Here is a 19,782-nt window from a genome sequence, read left to right as displayed (position 1 = left end):
CACTTTACTTTTAAAAATTGTAAACAAATAACTTTACATACAATTTACAATAATATTATATGAATTTTAAACATTACATGTATTCTATTAGTGAATTAAATATGAAAGGATGATTTATTTGAAAATCAAAAAATTTATGTTAGTTGCTATGATGCTAGTATTCGGAGTATTCATGGTAGCATGTGCAAAACAAGATGATGGAAAAACATCAGACAACTCAAACAAAACAGAAACTACTTCTACAGATTCTAAATCAAACGAAAGTGCTGGAGGAGAAATTCACGTAGTATCAAGAGAAAATGGTTCAGGTACTAGAGGAGCTTTTACAGAAATCACTAAAATCTTAGAAAAAGGTGCTGACGGTAAAGAACAAGACAAAACAGTTTCTTCTGCAATCGTACAAAACAGTACTAACGCAGTTATGATGACTGTAGGTCAAGACAAAGACGCTATTGGATATATTTCATTAGGTTCATTAAACGACAAAGTTAACGCAGTAAAAATCAACGGTGTTGAAGCAACTTCTGAAAATGTTCAAAAAGGAGACTACAAAATCTCAAGACCTTTTAACATTGCTTACAAAGGAGAATTAAAACCACTTCCAAAAGATTTCTTAGATTATATTCTTTCAAAAGAAGGACAAGAAATTGTTAAAAAAGAAGGTTATGAACAACTTCCTGAAGAAGCTAAAGCTTACAACAAAAATTCTCAAAAAGGTAAAATCGTAGTTGCAGGTTCAACTTCAGTTTCTCCATTAATGGAAAAATTAGCAGAAAGCTACAAAGCAATGTATCCAGAAGTAGAAATCGAAATCCAATCAACAGGATCTTCAGCTGGTATGAACTCAGCTATTGAAGGTGTATGTGATATCGGAATGGCTTCAAGAGAATTAAAAGACAAAGAAAAAGAACAATTAAAAGCTCAACCTATCGCAATCGATGGTATAGCAGTTATAGTAAACAAAGAAAATACAAAAGCAACAGATTTAACTCTAGAACAAATAAAAGATATCTTCACTGGTAAAGTTAAATCTTGGTCTGAAATTTCTAAATAATTCCTCTCAAAAGGCAGATCTCTTATGAGGTCTGTTTTTTATTTTGAAAGAATTTATTTTACATTTGTAAAATGCAATGTTTCCCTATTTCTACAGTCTTTTACTTTTTAACTTGAAAAACTTTACATTTAATTAACATTATTATCGCATTAATTTTACAAGCTCTTGATAATATTAAGGTGATAAAAATATAGAAAGGATTTAATATGAAAAAGAAATATTTATCTGAATCAATAATGAAATACGTATTTTTAGTATCAGCATTGACTTCTATTTTTGCGATTGTTTTAATATGTTTTTTCATTTTTGGTGAATCAATGCCTTTTATAAAGAAAGTTGGCTTAACTAATTTTATATTTGGTAAGGATTGGGCTCCGGTCGATGTCCCTGCCCAATTCGGTATACTTCCAATGATTATCGGTAGTATTTATGTAACTATTGGCTCCATAATTATAGGAGTACCAATTGGAATTTTCACAGCGATTTATCTTGCAAAATTCTGTCCAAAAAAATTATATAATTTTTTGAGACCTTGTATTGATTTAATGGCTGGTATTCCATCCATCGTTTATGGTTTCTTCGCCTTAATGGTTATAGTTCCAATGATTAGAAAAGCTTTTGGAGGAACTGGTATGAACATAGTCACAGCTTCTATTCTTCTAGGAATTATGATTTTACCGACGATAATCACTTTATCTGAAAGTGCAATAAATACTGTTGTAGATTCTTATTATGAAGGAAGTATTGCACTTGGAGCTAGTCACGAATTAGCCGTAATGGGAGTTGTAGTTCCTGCTGCAAAATCAGGTATATTATCATCAGTTATACTTGGAATCGGACGTGCCATCGGAGAAACAATGGCAGTTTATTTAGTTGCAGGAAATCAACCTGTAATAGCAAAAAGTATATTCTCAGGAACGCGTACTATGACAACTAACATCGTATTGGACATGGCTTATGCGTCTGGTGCTCATAGAGATGCTTTGATTGCAACTGCGATGGTATTATTCGTATTTATACTTTTAATAAATCTAGCATTTAATTTGATTAAAAGAGGTGTAAATAATGGAAAATAATTCTATTGATGTAACTACAAATAGTTTGAGAAATTTAAGAAAAAATAAAACAAAAAGTATAATCATTAAAGGTTTTATTTATTTGATGGCTTTTATTACTTTAGCTGTATTGTTTTATTTAATTATTTACATGTTAGTTAATGGTATTCCCCATTTGAAACCTAGCATGTTTTCAAACCACTATACTTCTAAGAACGTATCAATGATGCCTTCAATTAAAACTACTGTTTTGTTAGTTTTATTGACATTATTAATTGCAAGTCCTATCGGAATATTTACAGCAATTTATTTATCTGAATATTCCAAGAAAACCTCGAAAGTAGTAACTCTTATTCGACTTGCAACAGAAACATTATCTGGTATTCCATCAATTGTTTATGGTTTATTCGGTATGTTGTTATTCGTTATGAGATTAAAGTTCAGGTATTCGTTGATATCTGGTGTTCTTACAATGTTCATAATGGTGCTTCCATTAATAATTAGAGCCAGTGAACAAGCTTTATTATCAATCGATGACGAATTAAGAGCTGGAAGTTATGCATTGGGAGCTGGAAAGTTGTATACTATAAGAAAGGTATTACTTCCTGTAGCAATGCCTGGAATTATGGCAGGTATAATCCTTTCTATAGGAAGAGTTGTAGGAGAAACAGCCGCTTTGATGTTTACATTGGGAACAGATCCTCGTGTACCTACTAGCTTATTCCAATCTGGAAGAAGTTTAGCGTTACACATGTATGTGTTATCTTCTGAAGGATTCCATGTAGAAGAATCTTATGCAACTGGCGTTGTGTTGGTAATTTTAGTTTTAATAATAAATATAGTTTCCAATTTAATAGGAAAAAAATTGACGAAAGGAAGTAAATAATGTCTAAGATAAGTATAAAAGATGTTGATTTATATTATGATGATTTTCAAGCCCTAAAGAAAATCAACATGGAAATGAAATCAAATGAGATCACTGCTTTTATTGGACCTTCTGGTTGTGGTAAGTCTACAATGCTGAAATGTCTAAATAGAATGAACGATCTTATTGATGGATGTCGAATCGAAGGTTTAATAACTTTAGATGGCAAAGACATATACGATAAAAATTACGATGTAAACTTGTTAAGAAAAAGAGTTGGGATGGTTTTTCAAAAACCTAATCCATTCCCTATGTCTATTTATGATAATATAGCTTACGGTCCAAGATTACACGGAGAAAAAAATAAGGCAAAATTAGATGAAATTGTAGAAAAATCTTTAAAAGGTGCAGCAATCTGGGATGAAGTAAAAGATAATTTGAAAAAGAACGCACTTTCAATCTCAGGTGGTCAACAACAAAGAATTTGTATTGCAAGAGCGTTGGCTGTTGAACCTGAAGTGTTACTAATGGATGAACCTACATCAGCTCTTGACCCTATCTCAACTAATAAAATTGAAGATTTATGCCAAGATTTGAAGTCAAAATATACTATAATAATGGTAACTCACAATATGCAACAAGCTGCTCGTATTTCAGATAAGACAGCATTTTTCTTGACAGGTGAAGTTATAGAATTTAATAATACTGATATACTGTTCTCAAAACCTGAGGATAAAAGAACAGAAGATTATATTACTGGTAGATTCGGTTAAAAAGAGGTGGTATTATGAGAAAATATTTTACGCATCAATTAGAAGAATTAAAACATAATTTAATTTTTCTTGGAGCAAATGTCGAAAGACAAATCGAACAAAGCACTTATGCTTTGGAAACTCAAGATTTAGAAATAGCACAAAAAGTTTACGATTCTCAAGAAACTATTTATGAAATGTCAAAAGAAGTTGAAGATACTTGTTTGAGACTTCTTACTACACAATCCCCTGTCGCAAAAGACTTGAGATTTATTTCATCAGCACTTAGAATTCTTTCTTGTATGAGTAAAATCGGAAACCACGCACAAGAAATTTCGGAACTTGTTATGTTGATTGGTAAATCACAACTTCCAAAAGATTTGTCAATGATAAGATCCATGGGTAAAAGTGCACAAAAGATGCTTGTAGAAAGTATCAACGCTTTTACTGATGATGATATTGAATTGGCAAATTCTGTTATAAAAAAAGATGATGAAGTCGATGAACTTTTTGCTCATTTCATGGAAGAATCCATAGAATTAATTAAATCTGGTTGTGAAAACCCTGAACAAATTATCGATTTAATTCAAGTTGCAAAATACATTGAAAGAATTGGCGATAATGCAGAAAGAATCGCAACCTGGGTAATATTCTCAGTTACTGGCGAAAGATACGAGGAAAATGCACAATGATTTGCTGTGTGGAAGATGACAAAAGCATAAGAGAACTAATTATCTACGCACTTAATAATGAAGGCTACGAAGCAATGGGATTTGGAGACTACAATGAATTCAAATCCACATTGTATTCTTCTAGCATAGATTTAATTATTTTAGACATTATGCTTCCAGGAAAAAGTGGTCTTGATATTTTAAAAGAAATAAGAAATAACGAAAAAACAAAAAGTATCCCAGTAATGATGCTTACTGCCAAGACAACGGAATACGATAAAATAGTGGGACTCGATAGTGGCGCTGATGATTATATGATAAAGCCTTTTAGTATTATGGAACTACTAGCAAGAGTCAGAGCACTACTTAGAAGATCCTCATTAAGTAAAACAAAATCGAAAATCATCTATAAAAATATTGAATTAGATTATGATAAGAGAACAGTTAGTGTTGATGGAGAAAATGTAGAATTAACTTACAAAGAATTTGAATTGTTGTATTATCTCCTATCAAATGTCGGAAAAGTTTTGACAAGAGAAAATATCATGACCAAAATTTGGGGATTTGACTTTGAAGGAGAATCACGTACAGTTGATGTTCATATAGCAACCTTGAGACAAAAACTTAAAAACGCTTCCAGCATAATCAAAACTATAAGAAATCTAGGATATAAAGCTGGTGAATGATGAAAAGAAGAATTTACACTAGAATTTCTCTTGTAATTATAATAGCTTTAGCAATTGGATTAGGTTTACAGACATTTATATTCTATAATTATAACAAATCCAAAGAAGAAACTTCCCTACTGCGTCAAATACAATACGTGGATTCTATCAGCGACAATAGTCGCGATAAGACTATTACCAATATAAAAAAGATTAAAAGAATTAATCCTACTAATCGATTTACAATAATTGATGAAGGTGGGAATGTTGTATATGATACTGATACCAATATAGATTCTTTGGATAATCACTCTAACAGAGAAGAAATACAAGATGCCAGAGATTCAAAAATTGGATCAATAACACGTAAATCTGATAGTTTTGATAAAAACATGTATTATGTAGCTATTCTTCAAGGTAATTCTGATATTCTTAGAGTAAGCTGCGAATCTGCTAGTTTTTTGAAAACTATTTTAGATTTATTACCATATACCCTATTGATATTAGCGTTATCTTTAATATTATTAATTGATATTAATAGAAGACAAATAAGACAAATATTGGATCCTATCGAAACTATTGCCAATGAATTAGATGATAACATCGTAAATGATAAAGAATCAAAATTGTTAGAACAACCTGTTTACAATGAGCTAATACCTTTTATCAATATAATTAGACGCAAGAATGATACAATAAAAAAATATGTAGATGAATTAGAAGAAAGATCCACTACAATTAAAACTATTACAGACAATATGAGAGAAGGTCTTATCTTACTTGATAAGAATATGAATGTTTTATCAGTTAATAAGTCAGCTGAGTTTTTGTTTGGTGCATCTGATTCTAAGTATGAAGGCAGACCTTTTATTTCGTTAAACAGAGATTTAAAAATTCATTCTGCTATTAGAGATGTAATATCAACTAAAACGGCGCATCATATAAATATTGAAATGCAAGGAATTCTATTATCAATGTACATTGCGCCAGTATTGGATGAAGATAACATCAACGGAGTTTTATTGTTCTTAGTAGATGAAAGTGACAAGATAAAAGCCGAAAAAAGAAGAAGAGAATTTTCAGCAAATGTTAGTCATGAATTAAAATCTCCCCTTACTTCAATTAACGGATATGCTGAAATGATAGAAAACAACATGGTTAGTCCAGAAAATGTAAGTAAGTTTGCTACAATAATACACCAAGAAGGATTGAGATTATTGGAGTTAATCGATAATATTATTAAACTTTCCAAGCTTGATGAGTCGGGAGATAACATTGAAAAAGGTTTATTCAATCCAGAAAAAATAATTGATGAAATAATCAAATCCAACCAAAATAAATTGGATAGTAAACAAATTGAGCTTGTTACAGATTTACAAGAAAATTGCTTGATATATGGAAACGAAAATTTAATTAAAGAAATGATTGAGAACTTAGTTACAAATGCAATCAAATACAACAAGATTTCAGGCAAAATTAAGATTTCAATATTCAAAGAAAATGACAAAACTAAAATAATCTGTGAGGATACTGGAATTGGTATAGCTGAAAAATACCAAAGTAGAGTGTTTGAGAGATTCTTTGTTGTTGACAAATCACGTTCTTCACAAGAATCTACAGGACTTGGACTATCAATCATCAAACACATCGTTGATATCCACAACGGATCCATTACTCTTGAATCAAAGTTAGATGTTGGAACAAAAATCACAATAACGATTTAAATACGGCAACTTATTGTCGTATTTTTTTCGTTAAAATGATATAATAGTTATGTTAACTTGAATATACAAAATTATTAAACGATTTAGAAAGGAATAAAAAATGCAAAAAATTGCTATTCTAACAGATACTACATCTGATGTAGATCCATCGATTATTAAAGAATACAATATTGTAGAAGTCCCTCTTCAAATCATTTACAATTCGGAAGTTACATATAAAGATAAGTATGAAAAAAATATTGACGACGTTATAAAAGACATCAATAGTAACACTATTAGTAGTTCGCTTCCCTTAGCAAGTGATTTGATTGACAAAATAGAAAAGATCATATCAGAAGGATACACACATATTATAGCTACATGCATGAGCTGTGGAATTAGTGGTACTTATAATCTATTTCAACAAATTTTAAGCTTATACTCGGATAAAATTACATATCATTTGATAGATTGCAAGTCATGTTCAATGGGAATGGGTTTTCTAATTGAAAAAGCTGTAACAATGAATGAAAGTGGAAAAAGTTTCGAAGAAATTGTAGAAGAATTAGAAAAGCTAAAAACAAAAGAGGATTTCTTTTTTACTGTAGATAAATTAGACTATCTTTACACAAGTGGTAGAATTAAACGCTCAAGTAAAGTCGTTGGAAATCTATTAAACATTAAACCAATTATTACCTGTATCAAAAAAACCGGTAATTTGGAAGTTATCGACGCAGTAAGAGGTAAGAAAAAAGTCAACCAACAAATCCTTAATTATATAATTGACTTCGCAGCTAACGATCATATAGACAGTATATATATAATGCATTCAAATCTTCAAGAAAATGCAGATGAATTGGAAAAAGTAATACAAGATTATTATCCTAATGTTAGAATTTATAAAAGACCTATTTCTAGTCTTTTCGTTATACATACAGGTCCTCATATCTATGGAGCTGTTGTAACATTAAAATAAGGAAGGCGTAATTGAACTGACCCCAAAAAGTTGGACCTAAAAACAACTTTAAGGAGGTCAGTTTTTTCATGACAAAATATAGTACAGAAATTAAGATGAAAGTGGTTAGAGCATACCTAAATAACGAAGGAGGATATAAATTTTTAGCTAAAAAATATGGTATAAGTTCGGCATCAATAGTTGAAAGATGGATTAATTCATACAAAACACAAGGATATGAAGGCTTAAAAATTTCTAGAAAAAATAATAGTTACTCTTTCGAATTTAAGAAAAATGTAGTAAAGTTGTACTTAACAGGAGAAATGTCCTATCAAGAACTTTCTAATCAATTTAAAATTAATAATCCCTCGATCATTGCTAGATGGGTAATTGATTTTAGAAATCAAGGACTTGATGGACTTATACCTAAAAAGAGAGGAAGAACTTCAAGTATGACTAAATATAAAAATAAAAATAAAGAACAAGTAAAGAAAGAATATTCTAAGGAAGAAATAGATGAAATTGCTGAACTTAAAGATAAGCTTTACTGGGCACAAATGGAAATAGATTTTCTAAAAAAAAAGATGGAATTAGAGGACGAGGAAGATCAGAAAATGAGAGAATGGCTAGAATAATTGACTCATTAAGAGAAAAATATCTATTAAAAGATTTGCTTAGCTATTTAAAATTCCCTAAGTCAACATACATGTATTGGAAAAAAAGATTTGACAGAAAAAATAAAGATGAAGCCTTTGAGAATCAAATCAAGAAAATAAGAAAAGATAATCCAAACTATGGATACAGAAGAATACATGCAATGCTTAGAAGAATTGGTCTTGTAATAAACAAGAAAAAAGTTCAAAGACTGATACAGAAGCTTAAACTTCAAGTAACAAACTTTGCACGTAAATCAAGAAAATATTACTCATACAAAGGAACAGTGGGTAAAGTAGCACTAAATAGGATAAAAAGAAGGTTTAACACTTCTGTAGTATATCAAAAAATCACAACAGATACAAGTGAATTCAAATACTATGAAACAGATAAGTCTGGCAATATGCAAGTAAAAAAACTTTACTTAAATCCTTTCTTGGATATGTTTAATGGAGAAATCATTAGCTATTCAATAACAACTTCCCCATCATTAGAGGTAATAATAACGCCTCTTGAAGAAGCGATAGAAAAGACTTCAGACTGCAAATATAAAAGAATCTTTCATTCGGATCAAGGCTGGGCGTATCAATTAAAACAATATACTAATAGGTTAGAAAGTGATGGAATTTTGCAGAGTATGTCAAGAAAAGGAAATTGCTTAGATAATTCCCCTATGGAAAATTTCTTTGGAATATTAAAACAAGAAATTTACTATGGTAGAACGTTTAAATCATTTAACGAACTAAAAAAGGCAATAAAAGAATATATAAAATATTACAATGAAGATAGAATAAAAGAAAAACTAGGATATTTAAGTCCTGTTGAATATAGGAAATTGAATGCAGCTTAGCTGCGATTTCTCCTAGGGGAAATATGAGGACAAAAAAACCAGAGACAAATATTTCTAAATGTCTCTGGTATAAAGTCCAACTTTTTGGGGTCACCTTATAATGCCTTCCCTTTTTAATTTAGTTTATTTTAATCCGCTTTTATTTTCTTCTTCTTTTTTGTTTTTTAAGTTGAATTCTTTTCTAGTCATAACATCAACTACTTTGCAGTTAACTTCAACAACATCTAATCCAGTCATTTTCTTTACACTTTGTTTTACAACTTCTTGTAGTTGTTGGAATACTTTAACAGCTGATACGCCGTATTCTAATATTACAGATACATCAATTGCAGCTTCTTTTTCGCCAACTTCTGCTTCTATACCTTTTGTAGCATCATATCCACCGAAAGTTTCTTGAATTCCTGAGAAGAATCCACCTTCCATATCTAAAACACCAGGTACTTCTCTAACTGCTATTGCAGCTATTTTTTGTACTACAGAGTTATCAAAAGTTAATTTTGATTCGTGTTTTTGTTCTTTTTCTTTTTCAGCTTTTTCTTCATTTACCTTATTTACTTCGTTGTATTTTTTTTCTTCCATCATTCTAATCTCCTTTTATACTATATTATTTCCTAAATAAATTCATCAAAAATCTGATAAATTTAGGATTACCTTCTTTATACAATCCATAACCATAACCTATACCAAAAAGTAATAGTATTAAGATTGTTGCCCAAAAACCAAGCTTTAAAAATGAAAGTGCAATTATTACACCTAAAATTCCATACTTAGTCGGTTTCCTTAATCCAGATAAATTTTTTATTAATCTTTCGTCAAATTTATCTTTTGGATCTTCTTTTACAAAAATTATTTTCTTTTCTTCATCTGGGGATTGAAAATTGTCCAACATATTGTTATTGTTCATTTTTACCCCCTATACTACCCTTTTGTTAGTAGATTTTGCCAAATCCAAGAATTTTACAGTAATATCTTTAACTTTGTATCCAGTTAAAGTTTCCAGATTAGTCTTGATATCATTTTTGATATTTTCACCAAGACCTCCTACATTTGACATATCCCTTACTCCAACCTCTACATCACAATTCATATACGGTTCATTTGAATTGTTGACTCTTACATTAACATTAGAAGTTCTGACATCATTAAATTTATTTACAGTACTTTTAACAGTGTTTTCAAGTGCATCTGTAGATATCATAACTTCTCCATCCTTGTCTTTTGAGATCAAGAAATCACTTAAATTATCAGAGAGTATTGCTTTAAACATTATTATAAGTGCCCCTAGTAAAATTAAGGCTCCAATAACTGCTAATATATAAAAGCATACCTCATTCATCATGAGCTCTCTGAGATTATAACTAACTTGTCCAAAATTGAATACTGTGAAAAACATTACTAAAGAAAACAAAATTAGTAATATTGAAAACAATATATGGACAAATTTTTTAAATCCACTCATAAAACCTCCTTGTAAATTATTGATATATTTGTTACTTGATATATATACCACATCAGAATAAATTCTAAACAACAATTTATTAAATTATAAAAAATTACTCTTTATTAATTGTTTTAAAAATGGTTTTAACCTCTAGCGCCTTAATCTAATTATACCCTTATTATTAATTTCTAAACATTTTAAAAATTAAAAACCCCGAAAAATTACACAATTTGTTCAGTTCTGATTTGTAAAATTATTTAAAGGGTATATAAATATTGAATAAAGTTACAATATAGATTAATTCAAAGGAGGCACATTTATGAAATTTAAAAATGTTACAGTTGCTGGTGGAGGCGTTTTGGGATCTCAAATAGCTTTTCAAACTGCATTTAAAGGTTTTGATGTAAACGTATGGCTAAGAAGTGAAGGTTCTGTAGAGAGAGCTAAGCCACGTTTTGATGCATTAAAAGAAACATATCTAAGTATACTAGATAGAATTAAGGTTGGATTATCCGATGAAAAAACTGTTAACTCGGTAATTATACCTAGAGGTATATCTACTGAACAATTAGCAATTGATGATATTGAAAATTTAAAAAAAGATGTAGAAGAAGGATTCAATAGAATTCATCTTTTAACAGACTTAGAAAAATCAGTTGAAAATTGTGATTTATTAATTGAAGCTGTTTCTGAAAATCCAGAACAAAAATCAGATTTTTATAAAAATTTGGCAAAAGTATTAAATGATAATACTATAGTTGCAACAAATTCATCAACATTATTACCAAGTTCATTCAAGGATTTACTTCCTCATCCAGAAAAATATCTTGCTCTTCATTTTGCAAATGAAATTTGGAACAATAATACAGCAGAAATTATGGGACACAGCGAAACTTCCCATGAAGCATTCGATGAAGTAGTAAGTTTTGCAAAAGATATAGGAATGATTCCATTAAAATTAAAGAAAGAACAACCTGGATATCTACTAAATTCATTATTAGTTCCATTATTAGATGCTGCAATGACTCTAAAGGCTTTGGACATAGCTGACATTGAAGACATAGACAACGCTTGGAGATATGGAACAGGCGCTCCATTTGGACCTTTCCAAATTCTAGATGTAGTTGGTCTTAAAACTGCATATAATATAACTTTAAATAAACCAGATGTAAATGATAAAAATTCTGTAGCATATCAAATCGCTCAAATGCTAAAGAAATATATAGATGAAAATAAATTAGGTAGAGGAACAAAAGAAGGCTTCTACAAATACTAATTAAATTGAAACAAGCTCTTGATTAAAACCAAGAGCTTGTTTGTTTTCAAAATATTTTATCAGTCAATCCAGCCGTAAGCTTTCATTAAAACTTCAACTGGTTTTCTTCCTTCATGACCATTAATTAATGGTTGAGTATCGGTATTTATTGCGTGAATGAAATCTTTGTATAATGGAGTGTGTCCGTTCCCGTACACATTATCGATTGATTTGTCATCTTCCAATTCTGCGGTTTCAGATTCATCTTCAAATACCCAAGTTTTTATTTCGTTAACAGCTAACCCACCGATAACGGCAGTTCCTGTCGATCCAAATACAGAAATAGTTTCTTCAAGATTTTTAGGATATACATCGGCACTACCTTCCAATAGTCCAATTCTACCGCTCTTAAATCTCATCAAAATTACACCGTAATCTTCCATTTCTATATCTCTTAGGAAAGTTTCTGTTTCAGCTTTTACGCTTACTAATTCATCATCCATCATCCATAACAATAAGTCTAGTGCGTGTATACATTGGTTCATCAATGTACCACCATCTAAAGCCTTTGTTCCTCTCCATGGTGCTAAGTTATAGTAGTTTTGATTTCTGTTCCATAAAACTCTTGCTGTGATGTTTGTCATCTTGCCAAATTTATTAGCATCAATTGTTTTTTTCAATTTTTGAATTGGAGGATTAAATCTGTTTTGGTGACATACCCCAACTTTTAATCCTTTTTCATCAGCTAACTTATTAATTTTATCGATTTCTTCCAAACTCATGGCCATTGGTTTTTCAATCAAAACGTGTTTTGATTGTTCTAAGCAGTAAAGAGCTATCTCACCGTGGTAACCACTTTCTGTTGAAATTGAACACATATCGATGTCGACTTCTTCTAACATTTTTTTGTAATCAGTGTATACTTTTACATCTCTGTCAGGAAATCTTTCCAAATATTCATTTCTTTTTTCGATTGCTCTTTCTTCAATAATATCGCATACTGCAACCAATTCCATTTCTGAATCATTGTTTGCAATTCCTTCTACGTGTTTATAAGAAATTCTACCACAACCAATGATTGCGCATTTAATTTTTTGCATATTACCTCTTATAATAATTCTATCTTATCTCTATTGTTTTCTACATTTCTTGTAGCGTATTTTGTATCAAATACAAATGGTGCATTGTCTACAACCATTTGATAATCAACATTTGTATGATCTGCAGTTATAACCACTAAATCATAACCTTTAACTACTTCAGGATTAATTTCTTTTAATGAGTAAGTCTTGGATCCATCTGGATTGAAGTATGAAGGATTGAATCCATCATAGTAATCGATAATAGCTCCTTCTTCTCTGAACTTATCCATAACAACAAATGCTGGTGAATCTCTTAAATCGTCGATGTCTTTTTTGTAAGCAATACCTAAAATTAAAACTTTTGAACCATTTAAAGGTTTTTTGAATTTTCTAGATAAAATCTTCATTGATCTATCTACAACCCATTCAGGCATACTATCATTTACAGTACCACTTGCTTCTATGATTGGCATGTGTACATCGTATTCTCTAGCTTTCCAAGTCAAATAGAATGGATCTAATGGTATACAGTGTCCACCTACACCAGGACCTGGATAGAATGCTTGATATCCATAAGGTTTTGTCTTAGCAGCGTCTACTACTTCCCACATATTGATATCCATTTTATTAGCTAATTTGGCAAATTCATTTACCAATCCGATGTTTACATTTCTGTATGTGTTTTCAAGAATTTTTTCCATTTCAGCAACTCTTGGTGAAGATACAGTCATAACTTCTCCTTCAAGTACATTTCTGTACAATGCTGCTGCAACTTCTGTAGATTCTGAACCAATTCCTCCAACAACTTTTGGAGTGTTCTTAGTTTTGTATTGTTTATTACCTGGATCTACTCTTTCAGGAGAAAATGCTAAGTAAAAATCTTCTTCACATTTCAAGCCTGAACCATTTTCCAATATAGGTCTCATTAATTCTTCAGTAGTTCCTGGATAAGTAGTGGATTCTAAGACAACGATAGATCCTTTTTTCAAATGTTTAGAAACATCTGTAGTTGATTTTTCAACGTAAGAAATATCTGGTTGTTGGTAAATATCCAATGGTGTTGGAACAGCAATAGCTATGAAATCGCAACTTGCAACTGATTCAAAATCACTTGTAGCTCTTAATTTTCCAGATTCAACGATAGCTTTTAATTCTGAATCAACTACATCACCAATGTAGTTAACTCCATCGTTAACCATTTGAACTTTTTCAGGTTGTACATCAAATCCAATGACAGTGTAACCAGCTTTTGCTTTTTCAACCGCTAATGGCAATCCTACATAACCTAATCCCACAACCCCTACTACTAGAGATTTATCTTCGATTTTGCCCAATAATTCTTCTTTTAAATTATTCATTTGATACCTCACTCAATTTATAATCATTTAATAAATATTTCTTGTCACATTTTTCACATATATAATCTGTGAGGGAAACTCTTTTTAGATTTTCTCCACATGAACATGCATATCCATGATGTCTAGCTGGATTTCCTACTACAATTTCGTAATCCCCGACATCTTTTGTAACAACTGCTCCTGCTCCAATTATAGCATATTTGCCAATTGTGTTTCCACAAACAATAGTCGCATTGGCGCCAATAGACGCGCCTTCTTTAATAGTTGTTTTTCGATATTCATCTTTTTTCTCAATAAAAGCCCTTGGATTAATAACATTTGTAAACACACAAGAAGGTCCTAAGAACACACCATCTTCACAAACAACACCAGTATACACACTAACATTATTTTGAACTTTACAATTATTACCAAGCGTAACATCTGGAGAAATCACAACATTTTGACCAATATTACAATTTTCTCCAATAGTGCTACCTGACATTACATGACTAAAATGCCAAATTTTAGTACCTTTACCGATCTTTGTCTCTTCATCTATATAGCAAGATTCATGAGCAAAAAAGTCCATTATACTATCTCCTTTATAGAATTAATAATATATTCTCTTTCCTCATCGTTCATTTCTGGGAACAATGGAATAGCAAAAGTTCTTTCTGAAAGATATTCCGCATTAGGGAAATCTCCCTTCTTATATCCTAAATCATTAAAAGCTTTTTGTAAATGCATTGGCACCTTGTAATAAGTTCCAGTAGCGATGCCTTTTTCTTTTAATTTTGATTCTATTTCTTCTCTGTTTTCTGATTGTAAAATAAATAAATGGAAAACGTGCTTTCCGCCTTCAGTTTCTGTTGGCATTACCAATGAAGTATCCTTCAAAGCGTCGATGTATTTGTGTGAAATACTTCTTCTATTTTCCGTATATTCGTCTAAGTGTTTTAATTTAATTCTCAAAATAGCAGCTTGGATTTCGTCTAATCTTGAATTGTGACCGATTAAATAATTGTAGTATTTCAATGGATTGTAAACAGTGTTGTCACCTGAATTTTGTTCCACAACCTCAACTTCTTCATCATTTAATATAGCGTAAGCTTTCATTCCGTTTTCGCCACTACCGTGAACCTTCAATGCTCTTATAATAGTTGCCAAATCATCATCATTAGTTGTGATCATTCCACCATCACCAAAGCATCCCAAATTTTTTGTAGGGAAGAATGAGAAACAAGCTATATCCCCTAAATTACCAACATTTTTGCCCTTATATTGTGAATTAATTGCTTGTGCTGCATCTTCAACAACATACAAATTATGTCTCTTGGCAATATCATTTATTTCATCCATTTTACATGCATTTCCAAATAAATGAACACAAATAATTGCCTTTGTTTTGTCTGTAATTTTTTCTTCTATTTGAGAAGGATCGATATTATAAGTATCCAATTCAACATCACAAAATACAGGTGTAGCTCCAACAAACCTTATAGCTTCAGCTGTTGCAAAGAAAGTATAATCAGTGGTTATAACTTCGTCTCCTTCTTTGATTCCCAAAGACTTCAAAGCTATAATCAAAGCATCAGTCCCATTTCCAACTGTAATCGCATGTTTAACACCTATTTTTTCGGCTATTTCTTTTTCAAATTGTTTAACATTTTCACCCATTATATATTGTGCATTTTTGAAACACTCTAATACATTTGCGTTTACTTCTTCTTCAATGTCTTTATATTGTCTTTTCAAATTCAACAATGGTATATTCATTAAAATCCCCCATTTAAAGTTTTAAATATATCTTCCAATTTATCAGTTAAAATTTTGTAATCATAATTTGCTGCTGCTTCTTTAGAATTTTCACAAAATTGTTTATAATCAATATCTTTTAAATTATAAAAGTACAATATTCCTTCCTTTAAAGCATCTGCAGAACCACTTTTTACTGTCTTACCACAGTTAAATTTTTCAATAATATCATAATTACATTTTAAATTAGATAATATAGGTTTGTTTGCAGCTAAATACTCAAATAGCTTGTTAAAACTCATTCCATATTTATATAAATTAATATCTTGTCCAGTAATTACATTCAAATCTGATCTTGTAACTATAGAAGGTACATATCTTTTGTCAACAGAACCTTTAAAAACAACATTTTTTTGTGAATTTTCTCTAACTTTTTTTATAAGGCTTGCTTCAAATTCACCTTTCCCATAAACAATAAGTTTTATATCTTCATAATCAGAAAGTTTATTCATTGCATCAATCAAAGTATCAACTTGATTTGCTCGTCCTAAAGCGCCTGTATAAACAACTTTAAAGATATTTTTATCATCTAAATCTACATCTTCCAAATGATATTTTTTTATTGATTCATTGAAATCTTCTAGTACAACCCCATTATTTATGTGAAATACATTATCTCTATTAATTCCTCTTGATTTCAGATAGTCTTTTCCGCCCTCCATTGTGAATATTAAAGCATCTGAAGACTTATACACAGATTTCTCAATCGCATATAGGATTTTTGCCACAGGATGATTTTTACTGAACTTACCCATTTCTATAAAAGTTTCTGGCCATAAATCTCTTGTTTCACAAATTAATTTAGCGTGATTGTTTTTGGCTATTTTCCTTGAAGCTAACCAAGTTAAACTATGAGGTGCAGAACAATAAACAACATCAACCCCAGAGTATTTTTTAGATACTGACAATAGATTTTTATAGAATTGTATCATATTAATTACACGGTCTTTACCATTCCCAGTGTAATTTTTTGCCTTAATATATACAAATTTCAAGGAATCAATTATTTCTTCTTTATATTTTTTTTCATCATTAATCACATTTAAATCTGTTCCATGTGTAGTAGATGCTGTAAATAAAGTAACATTATGTCCTCTTTTTTGTAATTCTTTTGCAAAATTATAATGCCTTAAATATCTACCCTTCCCTGGAACATCAATATAATGATTTATAATCCAAATATTCATAAAACTCCTATAAAATCTTCAATGTTTGAAGAATTATTTTTATATCATTTAATAAATTAATATTTTCAATGTATTGTTTGTTTAGTTCGATTTTATTCGGCATAATTTCTTCCACATAAGTTTTTTCAGGATTGTCGGACTTATCCAAAATTTCTGATTCATCTCTGTATTTTATACTTGCTAAATCGGTAATTCCTGGTCTAATCTTCAAAATATCTCTGTCCGAATCCGAATACATATCGACGTATTTTCTAACTTCTGGTCTTGGTCCAACAAAACTCATATCTCCGACTAATACATTGAACAATTGTGGAAACTCATCTAATTTAGTTTTCCTCAAAAACTTTCCTACTTTTGTTATTCTAGGATCGTCTCCAACTGTTATTGCCATTCCCAATTTTGGAGCATCCACAACCATCGTCCTAAATTTCAAAATCGTAAAATTCTCATTATTTTTCTTAACTCTTTTTTGTTTGAAAAACACGGGACCTTTTGAATCTAGTTTTATAGCTATGGAAATTATAATCATTGGGATTGCCATAACCAAAATACCAAATAAAGATGCTAAAATATCAAATAATCTTTTGATGAAAAGATTAAATTTGCTATTTTTAAGGATTTCATCTACTCGATTGTTCATATTATTTACCACTAACTATATCCTTGTAAGTTTCGATTACATATGCTACTTCATCATCTGATAATAATGTGTGAAGTGGCAATGTTATTTCGTTTTTGTATTGTTCAAAAGTATTAGGATAATCTTTTATGTCAAATCCTAAATTTTTGTATCCAGTCATCATCGCGATTGGCTTGTAGTGAACGTTCGTAGCAATACCTTTTTCTGCCATCTTAACGATTATATCGTTACGAGTTTCTTCGTTGATACCTTCAACTCTTGTTAAATACAAATGACCATTACTTGTATAATCTTTTCCAAAATGATTCAAATAACTAATTGATGTATTATCAAAACCATCGTTATACATTTTGATTATTTCTTTTCTTCTAGCTAATAAATCATCGTATCTTTCTAATTGTGCAAGGCCAATTGCCGCTAATATATCAGGCATATTGTATTTGTAATAAAGACCTTTAATGTCGTATTCCCATGCACCTAATTTTGTTTTCGCTAATGCATCTTTGTTTTGTCCATGTAGTGAGAATAATTGTAAATCATTGTAAATCTTATCTACATCGCCAATATTTATAGCAAGCATTCCGCCTTCTGCTGTAGTAAAGTTTTTAACAGCATGGAATGAGAAAGATGCTATATCTTGGAATGATCCAATTTTTTTGCCTTTATAAGTTGAACCTAATGCATGAGCGCTATCAGAAATTAAAGCAACTCTACCCAAAGATTCTTGTATTTCATTAGAAGGTCTGAATATTGATTTCTTTGCTTCAATTACTTCGTAAATTTTATCGTAATCAACAGGAACGCCTGCGATATCAACTGGAATAATAGCCTTAGTATTTTCATTTATAGAATCATACAATTTATCATAATCCATAAAGTAGGAATCTTTTTGAACGTCTACCAATTTAATCGTAGCATCCAAATGATCTATAACTGAACAGCTTGCAGTATAAGTGTAAGCCGAAGTAATACATTCATCTTTTTTACCATTTACGCCCAAAATTCTAAGCGCACATTCCAATGCAGCAGTTGCCGAATTAAAGCAACAAGTCTTTTTCGATTGTGTATATTCTTGTAAGTTTTTTTCTAATTGTTTGGTTTTTGGTCCAGTTGTAATCCAACCGGATTTTAATGCGTCTACCACTTCTTCAATTTCTTTATCAGAAATATCAGGTGGTGAAAATAAAATGTTCATAAACAACTCTCCTTATTTCACTAACTATATATTATACCACTAATTTACGAATTTTTAGATATAAATGACGAAAAAGTTGACAAATTGTAGCATTCTTTCGATTTCAAATTTTCAACAGTTCTAAAATATTTCATAATAAAATGATATAATAATTATAGGTGATTATATGAAAAACGAAATCTTATTACAAAATGGTTTAAAAGTCACAAAAGCAAGAAAGCTTATAATATCGATTTTAGAAAAATCTGAACAGCCTATCTCTGCAGAAGATTTGTATGAGATTTTCAAGAAAAAAGAAGACTCCAATCTGTCTACGATTTACAGAAATTTAAAAATATTAAAAAATAAAGAAATAGTTGAAGTTGTTTGTGAAATTGACGGCATTTCATATTACAGATTAAAAGGCAAAAAACATAAACACAGTATAATCTGTGAATCTTGCGGCAAAATCATACCTATTGATCACTGCCCAGTAGAAAAAATTGAGATGGATTTGGAAGACAAAACAGGTTTTAAAATCGACTCACATTCTCTTGAATTTAGAGGGATTTGTCCAGATTGCCAAAACAAAAATGAATAGCAAGTAAAAAAGCATGACTTTTT

General features: G+C 30.4%; 21 protein-coding genes. 11 read left to right on the top strand and 10 right to left on the bottom strand.

The annotated features are described in order from the left end of the window. The first annotated feature begins 118 nt into the window (after positions 1-118). From HMPREF0391_RS06660 to HMPREF0391_RS09430, 9 genes are all read left to right on the top strand, one after another. Positions 119-1,054 (top strand): substrate-binding domain-containing protein, encoded by a 936-nt coding sequence (locus tag HMPREF0391_RS06660; RefSeq protein WP_035109451.1) that lies wholly within the window; start codon positions 119-121, stop codon positions 1,052-1,054. Between the two features lie 206 nt (positions 1,055-1,260). Beyond that, positions 1,261-2,130, top strand: a complete 870-nt coding sequence (gene pstC / locus HMPREF0391_RS06655; protein ID WP_002836201.1) for a phosphate ABC transporter permease subunit PstC — start codon at positions 1,261-1,263, stop codon at positions 2,128-2,130. After that, positions 2,120-2,995: a phosphate ABC transporter permease PstA gene (gene pstA / locus HMPREF0391_RS06650; protein ID WP_002836200.1), complete on the top strand. Its 876-nt coding sequence runs from the start codon at positions 2,120-2,122 to the stop codon at positions 2,993-2,995. The genes pstC and pstA overlap by 11 nt, the downstream gene beginning before the upstream one ends. Beyond that, a complete protein-coding gene (gene pstB / locus HMPREF0391_RS06645; protein WP_002836199.1) occupies positions 2,995-3,747 on the top strand; it encodes a phosphate ABC transporter ATP-binding protein PstB in 753 nt (250 codons plus the stop codon). The genes pstA and pstB overlap by 1 nt, the downstream gene beginning before the upstream one ends. 14 nt (positions 3,748-3,761) lie before the next feature. After that, positions 3,762-4,418, top strand: a complete 657-nt coding sequence (phoU, locus tag HMPREF0391_RS06640; protein WP_002836198.1) for a phosphate signaling complex protein PhoU — start codon at positions 3,762-3,764, stop codon at positions 4,416-4,418. Further along, positions 4,415-5,083: a response regulator transcription factor gene (locus tag HMPREF0391_RS06635; protein WP_002836197.1), complete on the top strand. Its 669-nt coding sequence runs from the start codon at positions 4,415-4,417 to the stop codon at positions 5,081-5,083. Before phoU ends, HMPREF0391_RS06635 begins: the two co-directional genes overlap by 4 nt. Then, the gene (locus HMPREF0391_RS06630) at positions 5,083-6,786 is read left to right on the top strand and encodes a sensor histidine kinase (protein WP_035109450.1); all 1,704 of its coding nucleotides are present in this window, start codon (positions 5,083-5,085) and stop codon (positions 6,784-6,786) included. The genes HMPREF0391_RS06635 and HMPREF0391_RS06630 overlap by 1 nt, the downstream gene beginning before the upstream one ends. 100 nt (positions 6,787-6,886) lie before the next feature. Beyond that, entirely contained in the window at positions 6,887-7,741 is an 855-nt protein-coding gene (locus tag HMPREF0391_RS06625; RefSeq protein ID WP_002836195.1) for a DegV family protein, read from the top strand. 68 nt (positions 7,742-7,809) lie between these two features. Beyond that, positions 7,810-9,224 (top strand): IS3 family transposase gene (locus tag HMPREF0391_RS09430; protein WP_155105107.1). Its coding sequence is split into 2 segments (ribosomal slippage): positions 7,810-8,334 and positions 8,337-9,224, totalling 1,413 coding nucleotides; the frame shifts between segments, so codons are not numbered across the junction. Positions 9,225-9,347: 123 nt separating this feature from the next. Here the strand turns inward: HMPREF0391_RS09430 and HMPREF0391_RS06610 are convergent. The 3 genes from HMPREF0391_RS06610 to amaP are packed head-to-tail and all read right to left on the bottom strand — an operon-like array spanning position 9,348 to position 10,683. Continuing rightward, positions 9,348-9,806 (bottom strand): Asp23/Gls24 family envelope stress response protein, encoded by a 459-nt coding sequence (locus HMPREF0391_RS06610; protein WP_002836192.1) that lies wholly within the window; start codon positions 9,804-9,806, stop codon positions 9,348-9,350. A gap of 22 nt (positions 9,807-9,828) precedes the next feature. Further along, entirely contained in the window at positions 9,829-10,128 is a 300-nt protein-coding gene (locus HMPREF0391_RS06605) for a DUF2273 domain-containing protein (protein ID WP_002836191.1), read from the bottom strand. 9 nt (positions 10,129-10,137) lie between these two features. Continuing rightward, positions 10,138-10,683 (bottom strand): alkaline shock response membrane anchor protein AmaP, encoded by a 546-nt coding sequence (gene amaP / locus HMPREF0391_RS06600; RefSeq protein ID WP_002836190.1) that lies wholly within the window; start codon positions 10,681-10,683, stop codon positions 10,138-10,140. A gap of 301 nt (positions 10,684-10,984) precedes the next feature. Here amaP and HMPREF0391_RS06595 point away from each other — a divergent pair, with 301 nt between their 5' ends. Beyond that, positions 10,985-11,941: a 3-hydroxyacyl-CoA dehydrogenase gene (locus HMPREF0391_RS06595; RefSeq protein ID WP_002836189.1), complete on the top strand. Its 957-nt coding sequence runs from the start codon at positions 10,985-10,987 to the stop codon at positions 11,939-11,941. Positions 11,942-12,000: 59 nt separating this feature from the next. Here HMPREF0391_RS06595 and HMPREF0391_RS06590 read toward each other — a convergent pair whose 3' ends face one another. From HMPREF0391_RS06590 to HMPREF0391_RS06560, 7 genes are read right to left on the bottom strand one after another with little or no spacing between them, the layout of a single operon-like run. Next, positions 12,001-13,020, bottom strand: a complete 1,020-nt coding sequence (locus HMPREF0391_RS06590; protein ID WP_002836187.1) for a Gfo/Idh/MocA family protein — start codon at positions 13,018-13,020, stop codon at positions 12,001-12,003. A gap of 8 nt (positions 13,021-13,028) precedes the next feature. After that, positions 13,029-14,360 (bottom strand): nucleotide sugar dehydrogenase, encoded by a 1,332-nt coding sequence (locus HMPREF0391_RS06585; RefSeq protein ID WP_002836186.1) that lies wholly within the window; start codon positions 14,358-14,360, stop codon positions 13,029-13,031. After that, on the bottom strand, positions 14,353-14,931 hold the full coding sequence (locus tag HMPREF0391_RS06580; protein WP_002836185.1) for an acyltransferase: 579 nt from the start codon (positions 14,929-14,931) through the stop codon (positions 14,353-14,355). The genes HMPREF0391_RS06585 and HMPREF0391_RS06580 overlap by 8 nt, the downstream gene beginning before the upstream one ends. Continuing rightward, complete coding sequence (locus HMPREF0391_RS06575; RefSeq protein WP_002836183.1) at positions 14,931-16,118, bottom strand: DegT/DnrJ/EryC1/StrS family aminotransferase; 1,188 nt, start codon at positions 16,116-16,118, stop codon at positions 14,931-14,933. The genes HMPREF0391_RS06580 and HMPREF0391_RS06575 overlap by 1 nt, the downstream gene beginning before the upstream one ends. After that, positions 16,118-17,344, bottom strand: coding sequence for a glycosyltransferase family 4 protein (locus HMPREF0391_RS06570; protein ID WP_002836182.1), 1,227 nt, complete (start codon positions 17,342-17,344; stop codon positions 16,118-16,120). Before HMPREF0391_RS06570 ends, HMPREF0391_RS06575 begins: the two co-directional genes overlap by 1 nt. A gap of 7 nt (positions 17,345-17,351) precedes the next feature. Beyond that, complete coding sequence (locus HMPREF0391_RS06565; RefSeq protein ID WP_002836181.1) at positions 17,352-17,984, bottom strand: sugar transferase; 633 nt, start codon at positions 17,982-17,984, stop codon at positions 17,352-17,354. 1 nt (position 17,985) lies between these two features. Beyond that, on the bottom strand, positions 17,986-19,179 hold the full coding sequence (locus HMPREF0391_RS06560; protein ID WP_002836180.1) for a DegT/DnrJ/EryC1/StrS family aminotransferase: 1,194 nt from the start codon (positions 19,177-19,179) through the stop codon (positions 17,986-17,988). Between the two features lie 166 nt (positions 19,180-19,345). Here HMPREF0391_RS06560 and HMPREF0391_RS06555 point away from each other — a divergent pair, with 166 nt between their 5' ends. After that, entirely contained in the window at positions 19,346-19,759 is a 414-nt protein-coding gene (locus tag HMPREF0391_RS06555) for a Fur family transcriptional regulator (protein WP_002836178.1), read from the top strand. The last annotated feature ends 23 nt before the right edge of the window (positions 19,760-19,782 follow it).

It is taken from the genome of Finegoldia magna ATCC 53516, assembly GCF_000159695.1.
Taxonomy (GTDB): domain Bacteria; phylum Bacillota; class Clostridia; order Tissierellales; family Peptoniphilaceae; genus Finegoldia; species Finegoldia magna_F.
This window is presented reverse-complemented; position numbering and strand designations above follow the sequence as displayed.